This window comes from Streptomyces pyxinae (genome assembly GCF_024756275.1).
Taxonomy (GTDB): Bacteria; Actinomycetota; Actinomycetes; order Streptomycetales; family Streptomycetaceae; genus Streptomyces; species Streptomyces pyxinae.
Genome location: NZ_JANUGQ010000005.1, coordinates 115,058 through 139,222, shown reverse-complemented (window position 1 = coordinate 139,222; position 24,165 = coordinate 115,058). Strand labels below are relative to the sequence as shown.

The 24,165-nt window shown below is 73.0% G+C and carries 22 protein-coding genes and 1 pseudogene; 17 read left to right on the top strand and 6 right to left on the bottom strand.

What is annotated here, in order from left to right:
* Positions 1 to 52 precede the first annotated feature (52 nt).
* From NX801_RS08565 to NX801_RS08555, 3 genes are all read left to right on the top strand, one after another.
* A complete protein-coding gene (locus NX801_RS08565) occupies positions 53 to 1,063 on the top strand; it encodes an ABC transporter substrate-binding protein (protein ID WP_428986104.1) in 1,011 nt (336 codons plus the stop codon).
* Positions 1,060 to 2,277: an LLM class flavin-dependent oxidoreductase gene (locus tag NX801_RS08560; protein ID WP_258786598.1), complete on the top strand. Its 1,218-nt coding sequence runs from the start codon at positions 1,060 to 1,062 to the stop codon at positions 2,275 to 2,277. Before NX801_RS08565 ends, NX801_RS08560 begins: the two co-directional genes overlap by 4 nt.
* 211 nt (positions 2,278 to 2,488) lie before the next feature.
* A complete protein-coding gene (locus NX801_RS08555) occupies positions 2,489 to 3,574 on the top strand; it encodes an NAD(P)/FAD-dependent oxidoreductase (RefSeq protein WP_258786736.1) in 1,086 nt (361 codons plus the stop codon).
* A 43-nt stretch (positions 3,575 to 3,617) separates the two neighbouring features.
* Here the strand turns inward: NX801_RS08555 and NX801_RS08550 are convergent, their stop codons facing one another.
* On the bottom strand, positions 3,618 to 5,435 hold the full coding sequence (locus tag NX801_RS08550; protein WP_258786596.1) for an ABC transporter ATP-binding protein: 1,818 nt from the start codon (positions 5,433 to 5,435) through the stop codon (positions 3,618 to 3,620).
* A 313-nt stretch (positions 5,436 to 5,748) separates the two neighbouring features.
* Between NX801_RS08550 and NX801_RS08545 the strand changes: the two genes are divergently transcribed.
* The 3 genes and pseudogenes from NX801_RS08545 (at position 5,749) to NX801_RS08535 (ending at position 8,502) form a co-directional block, all read left to right on the top strand.
* Positions 5,749 to 6,249: a MarR family winged helix-turn-helix transcriptional regulator gene (locus NX801_RS08545; RefSeq protein WP_428986101.1), complete on the top strand. Its 501-nt coding sequence runs from the start codon at positions 5,749 to 5,751 to the stop codon at positions 6,247 to 6,249.
* Positions 6,250 to 6,470: 221 nt separating this feature from the next.
* Positions 6,471 to 6,749, top strand: a pseudogene (locus tag NX801_RS08540) (hypothetical protein); the annotation flags it as partial.
* 286 nt (positions 6,750 to 7,035) lie between these two features.
* Complete coding sequence (locus NX801_RS08535) at positions 7,036 to 8,502, top strand: Gfo/Idh/MocA family protein (protein WP_258786595.1); 1,467 nt, start codon at positions 7,036 to 7,038, stop codon at positions 8,500 to 8,502.
* Between the two features lie 221 nt (positions 8,503 to 8,723).
* On the opposite strand, the gene NX801_RS08530 is transcribed toward NX801_RS08535, so the two are convergent.
* Positions 8,724 to 9,515, bottom strand: coding sequence for a metal-dependent hydrolase (locus NX801_RS08530; RefSeq protein WP_258786593.1), 792 nt, complete (start codon positions 9,513 to 9,515; stop codon positions 8,724 to 8,726).
* Between the two features lie 377 nt (positions 9,516 to 9,892).
* On the opposite strand from NX801_RS08530, the gene NX801_RS08525 reads away from it, so the two are divergent.
* Entirely contained in the window at positions 9,893 to 12,406 is a 2,514-nt protein-coding gene (locus tag NX801_RS08525; RefSeq protein ID WP_258786592.1) for a DEAD/DEAH box helicase, read from the top strand.
* 232 nt (positions 12,407 to 12,638) lie between these two features.
* Positions 12,639 to 13,508, top strand: a complete 870-nt coding sequence (locus tag NX801_RS08520) for an acyl-CoA thioesterase (RefSeq protein WP_258786591.1) — start codon at positions 12,639 to 12,641, stop codon at positions 13,506 to 13,508.
* Between the two features lie 33 nt (positions 13,509 to 13,541).
* On the opposite strand, the gene NX801_RS08515 is transcribed toward NX801_RS08520, so the two are convergent.
* Entirely contained in the window at positions 13,542 to 13,799 is a 258-nt protein-coding gene (locus NX801_RS08515) for a DUF6011 domain-containing protein (protein ID WP_428986100.1), read from the bottom strand.
* 99 nt (positions 13,800 to 13,898) lie between these two features.
* Between NX801_RS08515 and NX801_RS08510 the strand changes: the two genes are divergently transcribed.
* Both NX801_RS08510 and NX801_RS08505 read left to right on the top strand, forming a co-directional pair.
* Positions 13,899 to 14,384 carry a glutathione peroxidase gene (locus NX801_RS08510; RefSeq protein WP_258786590.1) on the top strand — a complete coding sequence of 162 codons (486 nt, stop codon included), beginning with the start codon at positions 13,899 to 13,901 and terminating at the stop codon, positions 14,382 to 14,384.
* Between the two features lie 21 nt (positions 14,385 to 14,405).
* The gene (locus NX801_RS08505) at positions 14,406 to 14,558 is read left to right on the top strand and encodes a hypothetical protein (protein WP_258786589.1); all 153 of its coding nucleotides are present in this window, start codon (positions 14,406 to 14,408) and stop codon (positions 14,556 to 14,558) included.
* Between the two features lie 99 nt (positions 14,559 to 14,657).
* Here NX801_RS08505 and NX801_RS08500 read toward each other — a convergent pair whose 3' ends face one another.
* Positions 14,658 to 15,881, bottom strand: coding sequence for an acyl-CoA dehydrogenase family protein (locus tag NX801_RS08500; protein WP_258786588.1), 1,224 nt, complete (start codon positions 15,879 to 15,881; stop codon positions 14,658 to 14,660).
* 159 nt (positions 15,882 to 16,040) lie between these two features.
* On the opposite strand from NX801_RS08500, the gene NX801_RS08495 reads away from it, so the two are divergent.
* Positions 16,041 to 16,733 carry a TetR/AcrR family transcriptional regulator gene (locus NX801_RS08495; protein ID WP_258786587.1) on the top strand — a complete coding sequence of 231 codons (693 nt, stop codon included), beginning with the start codon at positions 16,041 to 16,043 and terminating at the stop codon, positions 16,731 to 16,733.
* 281 nt (positions 16,734 to 17,014) lie between these two features.
* On the opposite strand, the gene def is transcribed toward NX801_RS08495, so the two are convergent.
* Entirely contained in the window at positions 17,015 to 17,644 is a 630-nt protein-coding gene (def, locus tag NX801_RS08490) for a peptide deformylase (protein ID WP_258786586.1), read from the bottom strand.
* Between the two features lie 114 nt (positions 17,645 to 17,758).
* Here def and NX801_RS08485 point away from each other — a divergent pair, with 114 nt between their 5' ends.
* From NX801_RS08485 to NX801_RS08465, 5 genes are all read left to right on the top strand, one after another.
* Positions 17,759 to 18,997, top strand: coding sequence for a MurT ligase domain-containing protein (locus tag NX801_RS08485; RefSeq protein WP_258786585.1), 1,239 nt, complete (start codon positions 17,759 to 17,761; stop codon positions 18,995 to 18,997).
* A gap of 19 nt (positions 18,998 to 19,016) precedes the next feature.
* Positions 19,017 to 19,745 (top strand): type 1 glutamine amidotransferase, encoded by a 729-nt coding sequence (locus NX801_RS08480; RefSeq protein WP_258786583.1) that lies wholly within the window; start codon positions 19,017 to 19,019, stop codon positions 19,743 to 19,745.
* Between the two features lie 250 nt (positions 19,746 to 19,995).
* Positions 19,996 to 21,021 (top strand): 6-phosphofructokinase, encoded by a 1,026-nt coding sequence (locus tag NX801_RS08475; RefSeq protein WP_258786581.1) that lies wholly within the window; start codon positions 19,996 to 19,998, stop codon positions 21,019 to 21,021.
* Positions 21,022 to 21,245: 224 nt separating this feature from the next.
* On the top strand, positions 21,246 to 22,199 hold the full coding sequence (locus NX801_RS08470) for a cytochrome c oxidase assembly protein (protein WP_258786580.1): 954 nt from the start codon (positions 21,246 to 21,248) through the stop codon (positions 22,197 to 22,199).
* Between the two features lie 230 nt (positions 22,200 to 22,429).
* Positions 22,430 to 22,585 carry a hypothetical protein gene (locus NX801_RS08465; protein WP_258786579.1) on the top strand — a complete coding sequence of 52 codons (156 nt, stop codon included), beginning with the start codon at positions 22,430 to 22,432 and terminating at the stop codon, positions 22,583 to 22,585.
* 17 nt (positions 22,586 to 22,602) lie between these two features.
* Here the strand turns inward: NX801_RS08465 and NX801_RS08460 are convergent, their stop codons facing one another.
* Complete coding sequence (locus tag NX801_RS08460; RefSeq protein WP_258786578.1) at positions 22,603 to 23,025, bottom strand: subtilase-type protease inhibitor; 423 nt, start codon at positions 23,023 to 23,025, stop codon at positions 22,603 to 22,605.
* A 476-nt stretch (positions 23,026 to 23,501) separates the two neighbouring features.
* Here NX801_RS08460 and NX801_RS08455 point away from each other — a divergent pair, with 476 nt between their 5' ends.
* Entirely contained in the window at positions 23,502 to 24,155 is a 654-nt protein-coding gene (locus NX801_RS08455) for a response regulator transcription factor (protein WP_258786576.1), read from the top strand.
* Positions 24,156 to 24,165 lie beyond the last annotated feature (10 nt).

Genomic DNA, 24,165 nt, shown 5'->3' with positions numbered 1-24,165 from the left:
GGCGAAGGCGGCGTCGGCGGCACCCGGGCCGTCGCTGAGACCTCCGGCGCCGCTGCGGCGTCTGCTGTCGGGGGCGCTGCTGCCGCTGCTGCTGTTCGCCGCCGGCTGCTCGGGCAGCTCGTCCGCGGCCGACGACCACCGGCCGGTGCTCCGGGTCGGGGACCAGAAGGGCGGGGCGGAGGCCGTGCTGCGGGCCGCCGGGGAGCTGGACGACCTGCCGTACCGGATCACCTGGTCCACCTTCACCTCCGGTCCACCGCTGCTGGAGGCGGTGGACGCCGGGGCGATCGACATCGGCGGGGTCGGCAACACCCCGCCGGTCTTCGCGGCCGGGGCCGGCTCGAAGATCGCGGTGGTGTCCGCCAGCCATGGCGCCGCGGCCGGTGAGGCGGTCCTGGTGCCGGAGGACTCGCCGTTGCGGCGGACGGCCGACCTCAAGGGGAAGCGGGTCGCCGTCGCCCAGGGCAGCTCGGCCCACTACCAGTTGCTGGCCTCGCTGCGGAAGGCCGGGCTCTCGCTGAAGGACGTGGACCTCACCCTGCTCCAGCCGGCCGACGCGCTCGCCGCGTTCACCAGCGGCAAGGTGGACGCCTGGGCGGTGTGGGACCCGTACACCTCGCAGGTGCTCCAGTCCGGCCGGGGGCGGATCCTCACCACCGGCGACGGGGTGGTGAACGGACTCAGCTTCCAGGTGGCCGCGCCCGCCGCGCTGGCCGACCGGACGAAGGCCGGGGCCGTCGGGGACTTCGTGGAGCGGCTGCGGCGGGCCCAGGACTGGGTGTTCCGGCACCCGGAGGAGTGGGCGAAGGTCTGGGCGAAGGAGACCGGGCTGCCGTACGAGGTGGCGCTCGCCGCCGTCCGGCGCAGCCACGGCACCCGGATCGCGGTGGCGCTCGACCGGGCGGCGATCGCCTCGGAGCAGGAGATAGCCGACACCTTCGCGGGGCTGGGGCTCATTCCGCGCCGCTTCGACTTCGCCGACTACGTGGACACCCGCTTCAACAAGAATCTGCCGCCGTCGACCACTCCGGCACGCACCTATGGAAAGGACTCCCCCCGATGACCGTTCATCTGCACTGGTTCCTGCCGACCGGCGGCGACGGCCGCACCCTGGTCGACCGGCACGCCTACACCGACGGCGGGATCAAGCGCTCCCGGATCACCCCGGCCGGCGGGGTGCGGGCGCCGGACATCGACTATCTGGCGCAGATCGCCAAGGCCGCCGAGCGGCTGGGGTTCGAGGCGGTGCTGACGCCCACCGGCACCTGGTGCGAGGACGCCTGGCTCACCACGGCGGCGCTCGCCCAGCACACCGAGCGGCTGAAGTTCCTGGTGGCGTTCCGACCCGGGGTGCTGTCGCCGGTGCTGGCGGCGCAGATGGCGGCGACGTACCAGCGGATCACCCGGGGGCGGCTGCTGCTCAATGTGGTGACGGGCGGCGACGCCACCGAGCAGCGGCGGTTCGGTGACCATCTCGACCACGACCGGCGGTACGCCCGCACGGCGGAGTTCCTGTCGGTGGTGCGGAAGGCGTGGGACGGGCACCCCTTCGACCACGACGGGGAGTACTACCAGGTGGAGGGCGGGCTGACCGCGCTGCCGCCGGACCCGCTGCCGGAGATCTTCTTCGGCGGTTCGTCGGCCGCAGCCGGGCCGGTGGCCGCCACCCACGCCGATGTCTATCTGACCTGGGGCGAACCGCCGTGGCAGGTCAAGGAGAAGATCGACTGGATCCGCGGTCTCGCGGGGCGGGAGGGCCGGGAGGTCCGGTTCGGGATCCGGCTGCACACCATCTCCCGGGACTCGGCCCGGGAGGCGTGGGCCACCGCCGACCGGCTGCTGGCCGATCTGGACCCGGACACCGTCGCCGCCGCCCAGCAGGCGCTGGGCCGCAGCGAGTCGGAGGGCCAGCGCCGGATGCTGGCCCTGCACGGCGGCGGCACCCTGGACCGCGACCGGCTGGAGGTCTCGCCCAATCTCTGGGCCGGGGTCGGGCTGGTCCGGGGCGGGGCCGGCACCGCGCTGGTCGGCAGCCACGCCGATGTGGCCGACCGGATCGAGGAGTACCACGATCTGGGCGTGGAGCACTTCGTGCTGTCGGGTTATCCGCATCTGGAGGAGGCGTACTGGTTCGGGGAGGGCGTCACTCCCGAGCTGGCCGCGCGCGGGCTGCTGGCCGCCGCTCCCCCGGCACCGCTGCTGGGCGTCCCGGCGGCCAACGGGCGCCCGGCCTCCGCTCCGGGCGGGGCACCGCTGCTGGTGGCGGGCGGCCGGTAGCCGTCCCGGGCCCGGGAGCGGGCGGCAGCCGTCCGAACCAGGGGCCCGGGCGGGCACCGGAGGCAATGGGCGGGGCGCCGGGGGCGGGAAGATCCCGGCCCCGGTGCTGGTTGCCGCAGGCATGAGCGACATGGCCGCAGGCATGAGCGACATGGTGGCGGCGCCCCGCCCCGGCCTCCCGCGCCCGGTGCTGCCAGGCGACGCCGTACCGGTGCGGGAGCGGGACGTGGTGGTGATCGGCGCCGGGCAGGCCGGGCTGTCGGCCGCCTACCACCTGCGCCGGGCCGGACTGGAGCCGGAGCGGGACTTCGTGGTGCTGGACCACGCCCCGCGCCCGGGCGGCGCCTGGCAGTTCCGCTGGCCCTCGCTGACGTACGGCAAGGTGCACGGGATGCACGCGCTGCCCGGCAGGGAGCTGACCGGCGCGGACACCGGCCGGCCCTCGTCCGAGGTGATCGGCGGCTACTTCGCCCGGTACGAGGAGGAGTTCGGGCTCCGGGTGCACCGGCCCGTCGAGGTGACGGCGGTCCGGGAGGGCCCGGCCGGGCGGCTGCTGGTGGAGTCCTCGGAGGGGACGTACGCCACCCGGGCGCTGATCAGCGCGACCGGCACCTGGGACCGGCCGTTCTGGCCGCGCTACCCGGGGCAGGAACGCTTCCGCGGGCGGCAGCTGCACACGGCCGGCTATCCCGGGCCGGAGCCGTTCGCCGGGCTGCGGGTGATCGTGGTGGGCGGCGGGGCGTCGGGCACCCAGCACCTGATGGAGATCGCGGAAGTGGCGGCGGAGACCATCTGGGTGACCCGGCGGGAACCGGTCTGGCGGGAGGGGCCGTTCGACGAGGCGGCGGGCCGGGCGGCGGTCGCGCTGGTGGAGGAGCGGGTACGGCGCGGACTGCCGCCCCGGAGCGTGGTGAGCGTCACCGGGCTGCCGCTGACCGACGCGGTGCGGAGCGCCCGGGAGCGGGGGGTGCTGGACCGGCTGCCGATGTTCGACCGGCTCACTCCGACCGGGGTGGCCTGGGACGACGGGCGCACGGTGGACGCCGATGTGATCCTCTGGGCGACCGGCTTCCGCCCGGCGGTCGCCCATCTGGCCCCGCTGCGGCTGCGGGAGCCGGGCGGCGGCATCCGGCTGGCGGGGACCAGGGTGGTGCGGGACGAGCGGATCCACCTGGTCGGGTACGGCCCCTCGGCGTCCACCGTCGGCGCCAACCGGGCGGGCCGGGCGGCGGTCCGGGAGGTCGTCCGGCTGCTGGCGGCGCCCGGGACGCGGCAGCGCGAGCCGCTCACGGCCTGAGGGGCCCGCCCGCCCGAGCCCCGTCGCCCCCGTGCCCCCGCTGTCAGGGCAGTACGGGGGCGAGCCGGGCGTCGCCGCGGACCAGGGCGGCGTACCGGCCGTCCCGCTCCAGCAGGGTGGCGTGCCGGCCGCGCTCGACGATGCGGCCGCCGTCCAGGACCACGATCTCGTCGGCGTCCCGGATGGTGGAGAGCCGGTGGGCGATGGTGATGGTGGTCCGGCCTGCCGAGAGCGCGTCGATGGCCTGCTGCACGGCCTGCTCGGTGTGAGTGTCGAGGGCGCTGGTCGCCTCGTCCAGGATGAGTACCGGCGGGTCGCGCAGGATGGTGCGGGCGATCGCGAGGCGCTGCTTCTCACCGCCCGAGAAGCGGTGGCCGCGCTCACCGACCAGGGTGTCGTACCCGTCCGGCAGCCCGGCGATGTGGTCGTGGATCTGGGCGGCACGGGCGGCGGCCACGATCTCCTCCTCGGTGGCGTCGGGCCGGGCGAAGCGGAGATTGTCCGCGACCGAGGCATGGAAGAGGTAGGTCTCCTGGGAGACCACGCCGACCGCCCGGGCCAGGCTGTCGAAGTCCAGGTCCCGGACGTCCACGCCGTCGATGGTGACCCGGCCCGCGGTGACGTCGTAGAGCCGGGGCACCAGATGGCCGAGGGTGGTCTTGCCGGATCCGGTGGGCCCGACCACGGCGAGACTGCCACCCGCCGGCACGGTCAGGTCGATGGCGTGCAGCGTGGGTGCCACCCGCTCGTCGCGCTCGTCATAGCGGAAGTCGACCCGCTCGAAGCGGACCTCCCCCTTGATCTTCTCCAACCGTACCGGTTCGGCCGGCTCGGTGATGTCCACGGGCAGGTCGAGGTACTCGAAGACCCGCTGGAAGAGGGCGAGCGAGCTCTGGATGTCGACACCGGTGGAGAGCAGGCTGACGGTGGGCCGGAAAAGACCCTGCTGAAGCGAGACGAAGGCGACCAGGGTGCCGATGGATATCGCGGGGCCGCCCGTCTGGAGGGCCAGCCCGGCGGCCCAGTAGAGCAGGGCGGGCATGATGGACATGACCATGCCGATGGTGGAGAGCCGCCAGCGGCCGGCCATCGAGGAGCGCACCTCCAGATCGACCAGCCGCTCGGACTCGGTGGCGAAGGACCGGGTGAGCGAGTCGGCACGGCCCATGGTGCGGCCCAGCAGGATGCCGCTGACGGAGAGCGACTCGGTGACGGTGGCCGCCATCGAGGCCAGCTGGCCCTGCCGCTCGGCGGCGATCCGCTTGCGCTCGCGGCCGACCCGGCGGCTGATCCAGACGAACAGCGGCAGCAGAAGCAGGGAGACGACGGTCAGCCGCCAGTCCAGGGCGAGCATCGCGACGACCGTGGCGGTCACCGAGGTCAGATTGGAGACGAGCGAGGTCGCGGTGGAGGTCACGGTGGCCTGCATGCCGCCGATGTCGTTGGCGATGCGGGACTGCACCTCGCCGGTCCGGGTCCGGGTGAAGAAGGCCAGGGGCATCTCCTGGAGCCGGGCGTAGACGGCGGTGCGCAGATCGTGCATGACGCGCTGGCCGACCGTGGTGGAGATCAGCGTCTGCAGCACATTGAAGACGCTGGTCACCACCGCGGTGAGGATCATGCCGAGGGCGAGCAGGCTGAGCAGTCCGGTCCGGCCCTGCGGGATGGCGGTGTCGAGTATCTCGCGGAGCAGGAACGGCGAGGCGACCGAGACCAGCGAGGAGGCGGCGACGAGCAGTCCGACCAGACCCAGGCGGGCCCGGTAGGGACGGAAGAGCCGGAGGATCCGCCGGATCTGCGCCGACGGCCGGTCGGGTTCGGGCGGGGGCGGGGTCCAGGTGGGTTCGGTGGCGGCGGGCATGGGCTCCTTCGGAGGACGCACGAGGGGTCGAGGGGTGTCGAGGAATGTGAAGGGAGGTGAGGGGCGTACGGGACGGGGCCGGGGTGGCCCCGCCCCCAGGCTGCGACGGACGGCGGGGCACCGCTACCCCGACCGGGACGGGGCATGACGGACACGGCGGCATGACGGCATTGCTACATGGCGGCATGGGCGGCATGACGCGACGGACTCTCCGGTGACGGCCCGCCGGAGCGGGCCCTCACCGGCACACTTGGTGAGCATAGCTCATCGTTACCTACCTTCACAATGACCATTTTCCTGATACCGTACGGTCATGTCCCCCCGGCCACCGCACCCGCCCGGTCCCCCCTGCCCGTCCGGCCCGCCCGGCCCGTCCCGCCCGGACGCCGATCCCGACGGGATGCTGGCCGAACAGCTGCTGCGGCTCACCCGCCGGCTCCACCGCAGCCAGCAGCGCCTGCTGGACTCGGCCGACATCGCGATCACCCCCGCCCAGTCCCGGTTGCTGCGGACCGTGGCGCACTACGAGCGCCCGCCCCGGATGGCGGATCTGGCCGCGCGGCTGGAGGTCGTACCCCGGGCGGTGACCAGCCTGGTCGACGGGCTGGAGGCGAGCGGGCGGGTGCGCCGGGCGCCGGACCCGGACAACCGGCGGGTGATCCGGATCGAGCTCACCGAGACCGGGCGCGACACGCTGCGGCGGCTGCGCGTCGCCCGCCGGGCCGCCGTGGAGGACATCCTTTCCCCACTGACCGCCGATCAGCGCCGGACCCTCGGCGAGCTGCTGGCCACCCTGGTCGACGGGGGGCCGTAGCGCCGCCGCCGGGCCGCGGCGCGCCCGCGCACCCCGCCGGGCACCACGCGAGGGACCGTGACACGCCGCTGCCGGAGCCCGGGCCGGAGGCCCTCCGCCCCTCTCCCGACCGCGCCCCCTCGCCCGATCGGGTGGCGGATCCGCTGGCGACCGGCTCCCCCGGCCGGCTCCGCGACGACCTGGGCGCGCTGCCCGGGCCCGGCGGGGTGCCCTTGCTCCGTCTCGGGGACGCGGAGCGGCTGACCGCGCTCGCGGCGGCCTGCGCCGAGGAGGTGGTGGTGCCGGCCGACACGGGCCGCTGCGCCTTCGCGGGCGACCGGGGCATGCTCCACCCGGAGCCGACCGCCGCCGCGACCGCGCGGGAGGCGACCGAGGTGTCGGGCCGGGAGTTCGACGCGTACCTTTCCGCCAATCGCATGTGCGAGATCGGTATGGACCGGGCCACCGGCCGTCCCTACCGCTCGGTGCTGCTGGAACTGGAGCGCGCCACCCGGCCCTGACACCTGCCCCCGGCGCGTGACAACCGCCGCTGCCCGCGAGGCCGGTGGCCGGGGCGTACGACCGCGGGCCCGGGACGTACAACCGCAGGGCCGCTGCCGTACGGCCATGGGTACGGGAGTCCAACATCCCGGCACCGGAGTCCAATCCGCGCTCTTGCGCATCAACTGCCTCGCCCGACAAGGTCCTTCCCGGAGTTCACGGGCCGGACACGCGCCCGGCGTACCCGCACGGCACGGCGCACGGCACGCAGTACACGGCATGACACCGGACATACGGGAGGCTTCGATGAGCGAGACCGCATCCGCGCCCCAGGATCCCACCGACCACCCCGAAGGCACGCCGAGCCGCCGCACGGTGCTGCGGACCACGGCGGGCGCGGCGGGTGCGGTGGGGGCCGGACTGGGGCTCGGAGCCCTGGGCACCACCCCCGCCGCGGCGGCCGGGCCGAACACCGGCACGGACACGGCACCGGACGGAACGGCGGCCGGGGAGGCACCGCCCCGGCAGGGCCGGACGATGGCGGGGGTGCCGTTCGACCGGCGCTCCACCGTCCGGGTGGGCATCGTCGGCCTCGGCAACCGGGGCGGCAGCATGATCGATCTGTTTCTGGCCCTGCCGGGCGTACGGGTGGTCGCCGTCTGCGACCCGGTGAAGGCCAAGACCGAGGCGGCGGCCGCCAAGGTGGTGGCGGCCGGGCAGCCCGCGCCGGCCGTCTACGCCAAGGGCGAGAACGACTACGTACAGCTCTGCCGGCGCGGGGACGTCGACCTCGTCTATGTGGCCACCCCCTGGGACTTCCACTTCGAGATGGCGAGAACGGCGCTGGTCAACGGGAAGCACGTCGGGGTGGAGTGTCCGATCGCCATGCGGCTGGACGAGCTGTGGACCCTGGTCGACCTCTCCGAGCGCACCCGGCGCCACTGCATGCAGCTGGAGAACTGCTGCTACGGCCGGAACGAGATGCGGGTGCTGCGGATGGCGCACGCGGGGAAGTTCGGCGAGCTGCTGCACGGGGCGGGCGCGTACAACCACGATCTGCGCGGGCTGATGTTCGACCCGAAGTACTACGAGGGCCCCTGGCGGCGGCTCTGGCACACCCGGCTGCGCGGCGATCTCTACCCCAACCACGGCTTCGGCCCGGTCGCCAACTACATGGACGTCAACCGGGGCGACCGGGCCGTCGCCATCAGCAGCTTCGGCTCCCCGGCGCTCGGTCTGGCCGAGTACCGGGCCGCCCATATGCCGCCCGGCGACCCGAGTTGGAAGGAGACGTACATCGAGAGCGACCGCACCATCAGCGTCGTACGGACCGCCCGGGGCCGGATCATCCGGCTGGAGCACGATGTGTCGACCCCGCACCCGTACAGCAGGATCAACAGCCTGGGCGGCACCAAGGGCGTCTTCGAGGACTACCCCGAGCGGATCTATCTGGAGCCGGACCACCAGGACGACGAGTGGGGCGACTTCTCGCGGTACGCGGACGAGTTCGACCACTGGCTCTGGAAGGAGCACGCCAACCCGCCGGGCGGCCACGGCGGTATGGACTACCTGATGCTCTTCCGGCTGATCCAGTGCATGCGGCTGGGACTGGTCCCGGACTTCGACGTGTACGACGCCGCCACCTGGACGGCCCCGGTGCCGCTGAGCCACGCGTCGATCAGGGCGGGCGGCGCGCCGCAGCCGATCCCCGACTTCACCCGGGGCGAGTGGCAGCGGTCCCGGCCGGGGGTGGACTCGGTCCGGCCCGGCTGAGCGTCCGGAACGGGGGAAGGTTCCCGCCCGGCCGAGTTCCCGGATCGGGGAAGGTTCCCGCCCGGCCGACGGTTCCGCCCGGTGCTGCCCGGCAGAGGGCCCGGGCCCGGGGGTGGACCCGGCCCGGGCGGGGATACGGGCCGGGCGGGGATACGGGCCGGGCGGGGATACGGGCCGGGCGGGAGCGCCTCGCCGGGCTGAGGGCCCCGGACTCGGCCCGGTCAGATCAGGTTCAGCGCGGCGGCCCCGCCCAGGCCGCCCAGCAGCATGAAGACGGGCATCAGCACCTTGAGCTCCACCCAGCTGCCGGCCCGGAAGCGCATCGCCTTCGGCGGGCCCAGCGGATACCAGCGCTTCCGGCCTATCGGGATGGGCCAGAGGATCGGGCAGCCGGAGACGGTCAGGGCGTCCCCGATGTCGTGGACCAGGGCGCCGAGCACGATCGGCAGCCCCAGCCACAGGTACTCCTGGCCCGGTTCGGCGAAGAGCCACCCGGCGCCGTTGCCCGGCTGGTCCAGGACGCCCGCGAGGATCCAGGCGCTGGTCGCCCCGAGCAGCCAGACCAGGACGTCGCTGGAGACCCGGGCGGCCCGCCAGAGCAGGCCCTCCACCGCCAGCACCAGATGGACGAAGAGGATGCCCAGCACCGCCCACCGGCCGCCGGTGATCGCCAGCGCGGAGCAGCCGGCGCCGACCAGCACCGCCCAGACCCAGGTGTGGGTGAGCGTCCGGTGGCCGCCCGAGCGGCGCGGGTCGCCCTTGGACCTGGTCGCCTTGTAGACGGCGTACGAGAGGACGTCGACGATCTCGCAGAGCCAGCGGGACACCGGTCCGAAGGCCCGGGAGATGGTCGCCGCCTTGTGGTCGAGGTCGGGCGCGAGCGCGGCGCCCGCGCAGATCAGGGCCCCGACCACCAGCACCGGCCAGGGCATCGGATACCCGGCGGCCGCCGTGGCGGCGCCGACGCCCAGCCAGGCGGCGGCCCCGGAGAGTGAGTGCGCCGGTCCCATCATCGGTCTGCCCCGCCCCGTTTCCCTTGTCTCGCGGTCTCGCGCGTGTCCGGCCGGCCGCCGGCGGCCGGTGGCCACGGGCGTCCCCCGGCACCTTCCGGGCCCGGCCGCCGGGCCAGCCTAACGGTCATGATCTTGGGCCCGGTGACCGGTTCCGGCCACGGCGGACGCCGGGTGCGGAGACGACCGGCCGTCCGGGGCCCGGTCCCGGCCCCGGCGGCGCCGGCCGCCGCGGGAGCGTTCCCGCCCGGCCTTCCGGCCGGCCACGCGGACCGCTCACGTCCGCGCCCGGCAGCCGGACGGGCCGGGCGGCGGGCCCGTCGGGGGCGGGCCGTCCGGCCGGTTCCCGCTTCCGGACGGAAGGCAGGCAAGATGGGGGCGTGACCCTCATCGATCAGCTCCCGCCGAACGCCGACCCCGACACCCTCTTCGAGACCTTCTCGTCCTGGGCCGAGGGACGGGGCATCTCGCTCTATCCGGCCCAGGAGGAAGCGCTGATCGAGGTGGTGTCGGGGGCGAATGTGATCCTTTCCACCCCCACCGGCTCCGGGAAGAGCCTGGTGGCGGCGGGCGCCCACTTCACCGCCCTCGCCAATGACCAGGTGACCTTCTACACCGCGCCGATCAAGGCACTGGTGTCGGAGAAGTTCTTCGACCTCTGCAAGATCTTCGGCACCGAGAACGTCGGCATGCTGACCGGCGACGCCTCGGTCAACGCCGACGCCCCGGTGATCTGCTGCACGGCCGAGGTGCTGGCCTCGATCGCGCTGCGGGACGGCGCCCAGGCCGACATCGGCCAGGTCGTGATGGACGAGTTCCACTTCTACGCCGAGCCGGACCGCGGCTGGGCCTGGCAGATCCCGCTGCTCGAACTCCCGCAGGCGCAGTTCGTCCTGATGTCGGCCACCCTCGGCGACGTGTCGATGTTCGAGAAGGACCTCACCCGGCGCACCGGCCGCCCCACCGCGGTGGTGCGTTCCGCGACCCGCCCGGTGCCGCTCTCGTACGAGTACGCGCTGACGCCCATCACCGAGACGCTCACCGAACTGCTCGACACCAAGCAGGCGCCGGTCTACATCGTGCACTTCACCCAGGCGCAGGCGGTGGAGCGGGCGCAGTCGCTGATGAGCATCAACATGTGCACCCGGGAGGAGAAGGACCGGATCGCGGAGCTGATCGGCAACTTCCGGTTCACCACCAAGTTCGGCAAGAACCTCTCCCGCTATGTGCGGCACGGCATCGGGGTGCACCACGCGGGAATGCTGCCCAAGTACCGGCGGCTGGTGGAGAAGCTGGCCCAGGCCGGTCTGCTGAAGGTGATCTGCGGGACCGACACCCTGGGCGTGGGCGTCAACGTGCCCATCCGTACGGTGCTGTTCACCGCGCTCACCAAGTACGACGGCAGCCGGGTGCGCACGCTGCGGGCACGGGAGTTCCACCAGATCGCCGGGCGGGCCGGGCGGGCGGGCTTCGACACGGCGGGGTTCGTGGTGGCACAGGCGCCGGAGCACGTCATCGAGAACGAGAAGGCGCTCGCCAAGGCGGGCGACGACCCCAAGAAGCGCCGCAAGGTGGTGCGGAAGAAGGCGCCGGAGGGGTTCGTCGCCTGGGGCCAGAACACCTTCGAGAAGCTGATCGCCTCCGAACCCGAGCCGCTCACCTCGCGGTTCCGGGTCACCCACACCATGCTGCTCTCGGTGATCGCCCGGCCGGGCGACGCCTTCGTGGCGATGCGGAAGCTGCTGGAGGACAACCACGAGCCGCGCAAGGCGCAGCTGCGGCACATCCGCCGGGCCATCGCCATCTACCGCTCGCTGCTGGACGGCGGGGTGGTGGAGCGGCTGGACGAGCCGGACGCCGAGGGCCGTACCGTACGGCTGACCGTCGATCTCCAGCAGGACTTCGCGCTCAACCAGCCGCTCTCCACCTTCGCGCTGGCCGCCTACGAGCTGCTGGACCCGGAGTCGCCGTCGTACGCCCTGGACATGGTGTCGGTGGTGGAGTCCACGCTCGACGACCCGCGCCAGATCCTCGCCGCCCAGCAGAACAAGGCGCGCGGGGAGGCGGTGGCCGCGATGAAGGCGGACGGCGTCGAGTACGAGGAGCGGATGGAGCGGCTCCAGGAGGTGTCGTACCCGAAGCCGCTGGAGGAGCTGCTGTGGCACGCGTACAACCTCTACCGCAAGTCCCACCCGTGGGTCGGTGACCACCCGGTCTCGCCCAAGTCGGTGATCCGGGACATGTACGAACGGGCGCTGTCCTTCACGGAGTTCACCTCCTTCTACGAGCTGGCCCGGACCGAGGGCATCGTGCTCCGCTATCTGGCGAGCGCCTACAAGGCGCTGGACCACACCATTCCGGACGACCTGAAGACCGAGGACCTGGAGGATCTGATCGCCTGGCTGGGCGAGATGGTGCGCCAGGTGGACTCCAGTCTGCTGGACGAGTGGGAGCAACTGGCCAACCCCGAGGTGGAGTCCGCCGAGGAGGCGCAGGAGAAGGCCGACCAGGTCAAGCCGGTCACCGCCAACGCCCGCGCCTTCCGGGTGCTGGTGCGCAACGCGCTGTTCCGCCGGGTGGAGCTGGCCGCGCTGGACGACGTGGCGGCGCTGGGCGAGCTGGACGCCGAGTCCGGCTGGGACGCGGACGCCTGGGGCGAGGCGCTGGACGGCTACTGGGCCGAGTACGACGAGCTGGGCACCGGCCCGGACGCGCGCGGCCCCCGGCTGCTCGCCATCGAGGAGGACCCGGACCACGGCCTGTGGCGGGTGCGCCAGACCTTCCACGATCCGAACGGCGACCACGACTGGGGCATCAGCGCCGAGGTGGACCTGGCGGCCTCCGACGAGGAGGGCCGCGCGGTGGTCCGGGTGACCTCCGTGGGCACGCTGTGACATCGTGGCACGGCACCGTCCGGGGATCGTGACGCGGCGCCACCGCCGTACCCGTGACACCGCGGCTCCCGCCACATCGCCGTACCGTGACACCGCGGGCCGCCCGGCACACCGTCGTACCGTGACACCGCCACGACCGCACCGGAACGGTGACACCGCGGCGCCCGTCACACCCCCATACCGTGACACTCCCACCCCCCGACACCGACATGAACGAGCGAGGACCGGAGCGATGAGCAGCAACCCCGCCGACAGACTTGTCGATCTGCTCGACCTGGAGCGGATCGAGGTGAACATCTTCCGTGGCGTCAGCCCCGAGGAGTCCTTCCAGCGGGTCTTCGGGGGGCAGGTCGCCGGGCAGGCGCTGGTGGCCGCCGGGCGGACCACGGAGAACGACCGCCCGGTGCACTCGCTGCACGCGTACTTCCTGCGTCCCGGGGTCCCCGGGGTACCGATCGTCTACCAGGTGGAGCGGGTGCGGGACGGCCGCTCCTTCACCACCCGCCGGGTCACCGCCGTCCAGCACGGCAAGACGATCTTCAATCTGACCGCTTCCTTCCACCACCCGGAGGAGACCGGGTTCGACCACCAGCTCCCGCCGCGGCTGGACTTCCCGGCTCCCGAGACCCTCCCCCGGGTCGCCGACGAGGTGCGGGAGCACCTGGGCGCGCTGCCGGAGGCGATGGAGCGGATGGCCCGGCGGATGCCGTTCGACATCCGCTACGCCGACCGGCTGCGCTGGACCCGGGAGGAGGTCGAGCGGGCCGATCCGCGCAGCGCCGTCTGGATGCGCGCGACCGGGCCGCTGGGCGACGACCCGCTGGTGCACACCTGCGCGCTCACCTACGCCTCCGACATGACCCTGCTGGACGCGGTGCGGATCCCGGTCGAACCGCTCTGGGGGCCGCGTGGTTTCGACATGGCCTCGCTGGACCACGCCATGTGGTTCCACCGGCCGTTCCGCGCCGACGAGTGGTTCCTGTACGACCAGGAGTCCCCGATCGCCACCGGCGGGCGCGGGCTGGCACGCGGCCGGATCTACGACCGCGAGGGCCGGCTGCTGGTCTCGGTGGTGCAGGAGGGCCTGTTCCGCCGCCACTGAGCCGTCCGGCCGGGGCGCGGCCGGGATCAGAGCTCAGAGTCCCGGCAGGGTGTCCTGCTCGACCTCGTGGCGGCGGGTCCTGATGTCCGGCCCGGTCGGGTGGAGTTTGGCGTCGCAGTCGGGGCCGAGGCCGGTACGCCGGGAGTCGGCGCCGGTCAGCGGCCGGTGACAGAGCCGGCAGCGCACCGGATTCCGGGTACCGGTGCCGGTACCGCCCCGGCCGTCCGGGCCCGCCGGTGCTTCGGGCTCGGTCCCGGGCAGCGGCTCGCGGGTGGGTTCCTGTTCGTACACCCTTGCTGTCTACCAGGCCCACCGTGCTTTGATCGACCCGCCCCAAGATCCGTACCGTCGTCCGTACCGCCGCCGGTACCACCGCAGAAGGAGCTCTCGATGAGCCTGTACGACATCCCGCTGCGCACCCTCGCCGGTGAGCCGACCAGCCTGGCCGGCCACCGCGGCGAGGCCGTGCTGATCGTCAATGTGGCGTCCCGGTGCGGACTGACGCCGCAGTACGCGGGCCTGGAGCGGCTCCAGCAGCGGTACGCCGACCGGGGCTTCACGGTGCTGGGCGTGCCCTGCAACCAGTTCGCCGGGCAGGAGCCGGGCACGGCCGAGGAGATCGGCACCTTCTGCTCGGCGACGTACGGGGTGACCTTCCCGCTCCTGGAGAAGACGGAGGTCAACGGGGACGGCCGCCACCCGCTCTACGCGGAGCTGACCCGGACGGCGGACGCGGCGGGCGAGGCCGGGGACGTGCAGTGGAACTTCGAGAAGTTCCTGCTCTCGCCGGAGGGCGAGGTCACCCGCTTCCGGCCGCGCACCGAGCCGGAGTCGGACGAGCTGGTCGCCGCCATCGAGTCCCGGCTCCCCGCCTGACCGCCCGCCGGGTTCGTCACCATGGAGTCACTCGGCACCCTGATCGCGCTGCTGGTCTTCGGCAGCCCGGTGGTGGCCCTGCTGGCCACCGTACTGGTCTGCTTCTGGGTCACCCGCTGGCGCAAGCGGATGATGTCGGAGCCGGAGCAGGATACGGAGTCGCTGCCCCGGTAGCCCCGGGCCGCCTCGGACCGGTACACGGACCGCCTGTTCCCCGCGCGGGAGCAGGCGGTCCGTTCGGCATGGACCGGACCACCGCGTCCGGCACCCCGGTCAGCGGATGGGTACGCCGCCGAGGGTGCGGGCGATGACCAGGCGCTGGATCTCGCTGGTGCCCTCGAAGATGGTGTAGATCGCCGCGTCCCGGTGCATCCGCTCCACCGGGTACTCGCGGGTGTAGCCGTTGCCGCCGAGGATCTGGACGGCGCGGGCGGTGACGTCCTTGGCGACCTCGCTGGCGTACAGCTTGGACATGGACCCCTCGGCGGAGGTGAACCGCTTGCCGGTGGTGGCCATCCAGGAGGCGCGCCACACCAGCAGCCGGGCGGCGTCGATCCGGGTACGCATGTCCGCGAGCTGGAAGGCGACGCCCTGGTTGTCGATGATCGGGCGGCCGAACTGCTGCCGGGTCTTCGCGTAGTCGAGCGCCACCTCGTACGCGGCCCGGGCGGTGCCCACCGCCATGGCGCCGACCGCCGGGCGGGACGCCTCGAAGGTGGCCATGGCGGCGTTCTTGATCTGCTCCCCGGCGCGGGAGCGCTCACGGGCGCGGGCGAGCCGCTCGTCCAGCTTCTCCTTGCCGCCGAGCAGGCAGCCGCCGGGCACCCGGACGTCCTCCAGGACCACTTCGGCGGTGTGCGAGGCGCGGATGCCGTGCTTCTTGAACTTCTGGCCCTGGGAGAGCCCGCGGGTGCCGGGCGGCACGATGAAGGAGGCGTGCCCCTTGGAACCCAGCTCGGGGTCGACCACGGCCACCACCACATGGACGTTGGCGATGCCGCCGTTGGTGGCCCAGGTCTTGGTGCCGTTCAGCACCCACTCGTCCCTGGCCTCGTCGTAGACGGCCCGGGTGCGCATGGCGGCCACGTCGGAGCCGGCGTCGGGCTCGGATGAGCAGAAGGCGGCGACCTTGACGTCGGCGGCGTCGCCGTACATCTGCGGGATCCAGGTGCCGATCTGCTCCTCGGTGCCGTTGGCGAGCACCCCGACGGCGGCCAGACCGGTGCCGACGATGGAGAGCGCGATCCCGGCGTCGCCCCAGAACAGCTCCTCCATGGTGAGCGGGATGCCGAGGCCGGTCGGGTCGAAGGCCTGCTGGGCGTAGAAGTCCAGCGAGTAGATGCCGACCTTGGCCGCCTCCTGGATGATCGGCCAGGGGGTCTCCTCGCGCTCGTCCCACTCCGCGGCGGCCGGCCGCATCACGTTCTCCGCGAAGCCGTGCAGCCAGTCACGGACCTGCTTCTGGTCGTCGTTGAGGTCGAGTGTGAAATCCGCCATGGTTCCCTCCCGGCACGCCCGGCGTGTTACTTGCGGTAACTGCAGTCTGTTACCGGCAAGTAGCCCCTGTCAACCGGCGGCCTGTCAGAGGTCGGTGCCGGTCGGTGTTACGTTGCGCAGGCCTTACGGACCAATCGCACGGGCGGGGAGACAACCACCATGGCCAGCACACACCGCGACGACCAGCAGCGCGCGGCCGACCGCAGACGGCGCGAACTCCTGGAGGCGGCCGACCGGGTGGTGCTCCGGGACGGACCGGGGGCGTCGATGAACGCCATCGCCGCCGAGGCGGGCATCACCAAGCCGATCCTCTACCGCCACTTCGGGGACAAGAGCGGGCTCTACCGGGCGCTGGCCACCCGGCACACGGACGCTCTGCTCGCGGCCCTGCGGGACGCCCTGGACGCTCCGGCCGACCGCCGGCGGCGGGTCGAGTCCACACTCGACACCTATCTGGCCGCGATCGAGGCCCGGCCGCAGGTGTACCGGTTCCTGATGCATCCCGCTGACGGTACTGCCGGTACTGCCGGCGCCGATGGCACCGACAGCACCGGCGGCACGGAAGGTACGGAGCGCGGCTTCGACATAGGCCGCCACTCGGCACCGGTACTGCGCCGGATGGGAGAGGAGCTGGGGCAGGTCATCGCGGAGCGGGTGGATCCGGGGTCCGGCGGAGAAGCGCTGGCCCGGGTCTGGGGCCATGGCATCGTCGGCATGATGCACGCGGCGGGCGACTGGTGGCTCGGTGAACGACCCTGCTCACGTGCGGAGTTGGTCCGGGCGCTGGCCGATCTGCTGTGGGGCCGGCTGGCGGTGGTGGACGACCGCGCGGCGGACGGCCCGGCATTCTGAGGCCGCCCGACGGTACGGGCCCGGGGCCGGGTCGTACGGACGGGTACGGGTACGAGTGCGGGGCCCGGGCGGCGCGTACGGGTACAGGTGCGGGGCCGGGTCGTACGGGCGCCGGCCCCGGGGGCGTACGGACAGGTACGGGCCCCGGCTCCCTCCGGTCCGGCCGCCCCCGCCCCGACCCCCGGGCGGTACGGACACGTACCGGACCGCCCCGGCCCCCGGGCCACCCGGCCGCCCGGCCAGGCGCGGGCCCGGACCCGCGCCGGTCCCGCGCCGTCCGGCTACCGCCCCCGCTCCGGCCGGGCGGGCGGCCGGTTCCCCGGGTCGGCCGCCAGGGCGCGGGCCCGGGTCCCGGAGCGGTACCAGGAGGTGCGGCGGGCCTGCCGGAGCGCCTTGGAGCGGCGCCGGCCGGCGAGGCGGTCGGTGTAGAGGATCCCGTCCAGATGGTCGCACTCGTGCTGGAGGCAGCGGGCGAAGAAGCCGGTGCCCTCCACCCGCACCGGGGCGCCCAGCCGGTCGACGCCCTCCACCACCGCGCGGTCGAAGCGCGGCGTGCCCGCCTCGATGCCGGGCAGCGAGAGGCACCCTTCGGGCCCCCGGACGACCACTCCGTCCGCCTCCACCAGCCGGGGGTTGACGACATGGCCCACATGACGGACGTCCTCGTCGTCGGGGCAGTCGTAGACGAAGACCCGGGCGTTCACGCCGATCTGGTTCGCCGCCAGACCGACGCCCCCGTTCGCGTACATCGTGGCGAAGAGGTCCTCGACGAACGCGGAGAGGCCCCCCGCCCAGCCCGGCGCGGCGGTGAAGTCGGTGACGGTCTCGCAGGGCTCGTGGAGCACCGGTTCGCCCAGCAGGGAGAGCTCCTGGAGCCGGCCGGAGGTGCCGGGGAGGGGTCGGTTTCGCATGGCCGAAGCGTACGTTCCGGGCGTCCGGCCGGGTTCCGGCAGGTGGCGCGGTTCGGGCGTCCGGCCGGATCTCGATAGGCTGAGCCCGGACCCACGCTAGGAGGAACAAGGACGATGGCAGGCAACTCGGAGCCGCTGTCGCCGCGCGCCAAGCTGGCCGTGACGGCGGGCAAGGCCGCGGCGGCGGTGTCTCGCGCGGCGGGACGCGGCAGCGGATCGGTGATCGGCGGCCGGGTGGCGCTCAAGCTCGACCCCGACCTGCTGGGGCGGCTCGCGCATCACCTGGACGTCGTTCTGGTGTCCGCGACCAACGGCAAGACGACCACCACCCGGCTCATCGCGGAGGCCCTGCGGGCCAGCGGCCCGGTGGTGTCGAACGCGCTCGGCGCCAATATGCCGGCGGGCATCACCTCGGCCCTCGCGGGCGGCTCGGACGCCAAGTTCGGCGTCATCGAGGTGGACGAGAAGTACCTGGCGGGCGTGGCCCGCGATGTGACGCCCAAGGCGATCGCGCTGCTCAACCTCTCCCGCGACCAGCTCGACCGGGCGGCCGAGACCCGGATGCTCGCGGAGAAGTGGCGCGAGGGTCTGTCCGGCACCAAGGCGGTCGTGGTGGCCAACGCCGACGACCCCCTGGTCGTGTGGGCCGCCTCCTCCTCGCAGAACGTGGTCTGGGTGGCCGCCGGGCAGGAGTGGAAGGACGACGCCTGGTCGTGCCCCGCCTGCGGCGGTGTGATGCAGCGTCCGGGCGACGACTGGTTCTGCGGCGAGTGCGGCTTCCGCCGCCCCGCGCCCAGCTGGGTGCTCCACGGCGACCATGTGCTGGACCCGCACGGCTCCGCCTGGCCGATCCACCTCCAGCTGCCGGGCCGCGCCAACAAGGCGAACGCCACCTCGTCGGCCGCCGTCGCCGCCGTGTTCGGGGTGCCGCCGCAGGTCGCCCTGGAGCGGATGTACCAGGTGCAGGCGGTGGCCGGCCGGTACGACACCGTGACCTGGCTGGAGCGCGAGCTGCGGCTGCTGCTGGCGAAGAACCCGGCGGGCTGGCTCGAAACGTTCTCCCTCATCGACCCGCCGCCGACGCCGGTGATCCTCTCGGTCAACGCCCGGGGCGCGGACGGCACGGACACCTCCTGGCTGTGGGACGTCGACTACACCCGGCTGGCCGGGCACCCGATCTTCGTGATCGGTGACCGCCGGCTCGACCTGGCGGTGCGGCTGGAGGTCGCGGGCCTGGACTTCCGGGTGTGCGACACCCTGGACGAGGCGGTGCGGCAGGCCCCGCCGGGACGGATCGAGCTGATCGCCAACTACACCGCGTTCCAGGACGTACGCCGCCGCGTCGGCAACTGACCCCCCGAAGGACATGAGCATGAGCGACAACAGTCTGCGGCTGGTGTGGGTCTACCCGGACCTGCTCAGCACGTACGGAGACCAGGGCAACGCCCTGGTGGTGGAGCGCCGGGCGCGGCAGCGCGGGCTGGACGTCCAGCGGGTCGACGTCCGCAGCGACCAGCCGATCCCGACCTCCGGTGACATCTACCTCATCGGCGGCGGCGAGGACCGGCCGCAGCGGCTGGCGGCCGAGCGGCTGCGCCGGGACGGCGGGCTGAACCGGGCCGCCGAGAACGGCGCGATCATCTTCTCGGTCTGCGCGGGTTACCAGATCCTGGGCCATGAGTTCATCAACGACCTGGGCGAGCGCGAGCCCGGCCTCGGCCTGATCGACGTGATCTCCACCCGCGGCGAGGGCGACCGGTGCGTGGGCGACGTGCTGGCCGACATCGACCCCCGGCTGGGCCTGCCCCAGCTGACCGGGTTCGAGAACCACCAGGGCGTCACCCATCTCGGCCCGACCGCCCGGCCGTTCGCCCGTACCGTCTTCGGCAACGGGAACGGCACCGGGGACGGCACCGAGGGCGCGTACAACGACACGGTCTTCGGCACGTACATGCACGGCCCGGTGATGGCCCGCAACCCGCAGATCGCGGACCTGCTGCTGAAGCTGGCCCTCGATGTGAACGCGCTGCCGCCCACCGACGACCGCTGGTACGAGGCGCTGCGCGCCGAGCGCATCGCCGCCGCCTCCCAGCCGGCCTGACGCGCCGGTCCGGGCCCCCCGGGAGGGCCGGCGGACGGACAGACGGGCGGGCGGAGAGTCCCGGGCGGCCGGGTCCCTCCGCCCGCCCTTCCGCTTCGTCTCTCTCGCCTGTCCCGTCTGTTCATCCGAAGTGCGTCCGGGGTCCGGACGCACGGTTCGGCCCCGTCGTCCGCGCCGGTAGGGTGGCGGAGATCCAGCCGGACGACGTGGTCCGGGAGTCGGCCCACGTTGAGAAGGTGTATTTCGGGCTATGCGCATTGGTGTGCTCACTTCCGGCGGCGACTGCCCCGGCCTGAACGCCGTCATCCGTTCCGTCGTGCACCGTGCCGTCGTGGATCACGGCGACGAGGTCATCGGCTTCCACGACGGCTGGAAGGGCCTGCTGGAGTGCGACTACCGCAAGCTCGATCTGGACGCGGTGGGCGGCATCCTGGCGACGGGCGGCACCATCCTCGGCTCCTCCCGGGTGCAGCCCGACCGTCTGCGGGACGGTGTGGAGCGGGCCCGGGGGTACGTGGCCGACCTGGGGCTCGACGTGATCATTCCGATCGGCGGTGAGGGCACCCTCAAGGCGGCGCACCTGATGTCGGAGGCGGGACTGCCGGTCGTCGGTGTGCCGAAGACCATCGACAACGACATCGCCGCGACCGATGTCACCTTCGGCTTCGACACGGCGGTGGGCGTCGCCACCGAGGCGCTCGACCGGCTGAAGACCACCGCCGAGTCGCATCAGCGGGTGCTGGTGGTGGAGGTCATGGGCCGTCACACCGGCTGGATCGCGCTGCACTCCGGAATGGCGGCCGGCGCCCACGCGGTCGTGGTGCCCGAGCGCCCCTTCGACATCGACGAGCTCACGGCCCGGGTCGGGGCGCGCTTCGAGGCGGGCAAGCGGTTCGCCATCGTGGTGGTGGCCGAGGGCGCCAAGCCGCGCCCCGGCTCCATGAAGTTCGACGAGGGCGGCACCGACGTCTACGGCCATGAGCGGTTCGCCGGGGTGGCCCGGCAGCTCTCGGTGGAACTGGAGCGGCGGCTCGGCAAGGAGGCGCGCCCGGTGATCCTCGGCCACGTCCAGCGGGGCGGCACTCCGACCGCGTACGACCGGGTGCTGGCCACCCGCTTCGGCTGGCACGCGGTGGAGGCGGCGCACCGGGGCGAGTTCGGGATGCTGACCGCGCTGCGCGGCACGGACATCGAGATGGTGCCGCTGGCCCGGGCCGTCGAGACGCTGAAGACGGTGCCGGCTCAGCGGTACGAGGAGGCCGAGACCGTCCTCTGAGCCCGGCACCGCGAGCCGGGCGGAGCCGCCCACTCCCCCGGGAGAGGTTCCGCCGCCGCCGGGACGGGCCCGCCCGCCCCGGCGGCGGCCCCGGGGATGGTTTCGTCGCTCCTACGAGGACCGTTCCGCCGTTCAACCATCCGCCCCCGGTCGCGAGCGCGTCCGGGGGCGGTTCTACTCTGGACCGGCAAGCGGACGATCCCGTACGAATCAGGAGCCGGCGGATGGATCACAGCGGCCACGGCATGACCATGGACCTGCCGCCGTTCACCCTGGGCCGGGGGCTGGAGTTCTCCCCCGACACCTTCTTCCTGGTCGGCAGTGTGCTGGCCCTGGTGCTCTACGGGTGGGGGGTCGTCCGGCTGCTCCGGCGCGGCGACGCCTGGCCGGCCGGCCGCACGGTCTTCTTCGCGGTCGGCGTGCTGAGCGTGGCGCTGGTGATGTGCACCAAGCTGAACGACTACGGCATGGTCATGTTCAGCGTGCACATGGTGCAGCACATGGTGATCAGCATGGTCTCGCCGATTCTGGTGCTGCTGGGCGCCCCGGTGACGCTGGCGCTGCGGGCGCTGCCGGTGGCCTCGCGGCGGGGGGCCAAGGGGCCGCGCGAACTGCTGCTCGCGCTGCTGCACAGCCGCTATATGCGGGTGATCACTCACCCGGCGTTCACCATCCCGATGTTCATCGCCAGCCTCTACGGGCTGTACTTCACCCCGCTCTTCGACACCCTGATGGGCTCGAAGGCGGGTCATATCGCGATGATGGTGCACTTCCTCGCCGTCGGCCTGGTCTTCTTCTGGCCGATCATGGGCGTGGACCCGGGCCCGCACCGGCCCGGTTATGTGATGCGGATGCTGGAGCTGTTCGCCGGCATGCCGTTCCACGCCTTCTTCGGTATCGCGCTGATGATGGCGAGCCAGCCGATGATCAAGGTGTACGACAGCCCGCCCGCCTCCCTCGGGATCGAGGCGCTGGCGGACCAGACGGCGGCCGGCGGCATCGCCTGGGGGTTCAGTGAGATCCCCTCGGTGCTGGTGCTGATCGCGCTGGTCTACCAGTGGTACCGGTCCGAGCAGCGGACGGCGAAGCGCGCCGACCGGGCGGCCGACCGGGACGGTGACAAGGAGCTGGCGGCGTACAACGCCTACCTCGCGTCCCTCCAGGCGCGCGGCCGGTAGGACCGGGCGCCGGGCCGGGCGTACCGGCCGGGTACATCGGCCGGGCGTACCGGACGGGCGCGTCGCACCGGGACGGCCACCGCCGGCAGGCTCGTACGGCGGCTCGTGCGCGACTGGTCTCACCGGCCGGTCGCGCACGGTCAGATCTCGCCGGGGCGGGCCCGGACAGTGGCGCGATGCCCTCCGTCCGGGTGACCATGGCCGTACGGTCCGGCCGGGAGGAGGGCGCGATGTCCGCTGCCACGAAGACCATGACCGCACTGACCTTCGGAGCCCTGGTGGTGACGAGCGCCTATACGGTGGCGCTCGGCAGCAACGGCTGGCTCTGGTTCGGCTGGGTGGTGCTCGGCATGCTCACCATCGGAACCGCCGCCGCCGACACCTGAGCGGCGGCGGCTCGCCGTCAGAACCGGAAGACGGGGCCGGTCGCCGCGTCGAGCAGGCACGCGTTGGGGTAGGTCTTGCGCCAGCCGACGGTACGGCCGTGCCAGCTGCCGGTGGCACCGACCTCGATCGGCTCGGACCGTTTGGTGCAGGCCTTGGAGCGCCCGGCCAGCCGGTCGAAGTCCCCGTCGGCGGCGTCCAGCGCGGCGCAGGCACCGGCGGCTTCCGGGTGGACGCCCTCGGGCTCGGGCATGCAGCGCAGTCGTACGCCCCGGATCCAGCTCTGGTCGGCCCCCGAGACAGTGAGGAAGAGCCCCCGGTCGGGCCCCTGCGCCCGGACGGGCCCGGCGGACACGGCGGCGGCGGGCGCGGTGGAGGCGACGAGGGCGAGCAGCGCGGCCGCGACAGCGGCGCGGCGGGTCGGCCGGGGCGGAAAGTTCATCCGGTACTCCTGTGCTTCTGTGCTTCTGTGCTTCGGAAAGGGCGCGGGAACGGCTCCTGGACGCTGGGAGGCACGGGCCAGGCCACCCCCGGCGAACCGGGTCCGGCAAGCCGACGCGCCGCTCCGTCCCGCGTACGCCGTCCGATTCCGCCCGGTCGGCGGGGTGGCGGCCGGCTCATGGGGGCGGCGGGGCGGCGAGCGGGCCGGGTCGGGGGCACCGGAACGGGCGAGCGGACCGCCTTTATCACGCGAGAGGCGTCGTAGTGGGCCATACGCAAAAATGACTCGACCGGATGATGGATATACCGAAGCGCAGTGGGCGCACTTTTGCAGGAGGGGCGCTCGTTCGAATGTGCTACGCGCCCCTGTCACCTCCCAAAAGCATGTTCTTCTCCGGAATGGCGGGGAAACCGCTTGGATGGCTTATGCGCACGCCCCCGGGCGTGCCGAGTCGGACGAGTGGGAGGGGAAACCGCATGACGAGGGTTCTCGTGCTGCACAGCGTCAGTCTGCTGAGGTCCGCGCTGGCCGCGCTGCTCACCAAGGAGGGGGCGTTCGACGTGTCCGCCTGCGGCTGGGGGACCGCCGCGCGTCTGTCGCAGACCTTACGGCCGGACGTGTGCGTCGTGGACCTGGACTGTCCGGGCGCGACCGCGCTGCTCGAAGGCGACACCGAGGGTGCTGTGAGCACCGGCACCACCGACATCACCGGCACCACTGGTCCCACGGGGCCCATTCTGACCCCGCGCATGGCTCTGCTCGTGCTCGCCTCGGCGGGCCGGCCCGGGGCGCTGCGCAGAGCCTTCGAGGCTCGGGCACTGGGCTATGTGGACAAGAACGGCTCCACACACCGCCTGGTACGGGCCATCCGAAAGGTCGCCGAAGGCGAGCGGTTCATCGACGAATCGCTCGCCTTCGGCTTTCTGGAGGCGGCCCGGATGCCGCTCACCCAGCGCGAGCTGAGCGTGCTGTCCCGGGCGGCCGAGGGTGAGTCCATCGCCGAGATAGCGCGTGGCCTGCATCTCTCCAATGGGACCGTGCGCAATTACATGGCCTCCGCGACGCGCAAGGTCGGCGCGCGCAACCGAATAGACGCCATCCGGATATCCCAGGGCGCCGGCTGGGTCTGAGGCACCCGGA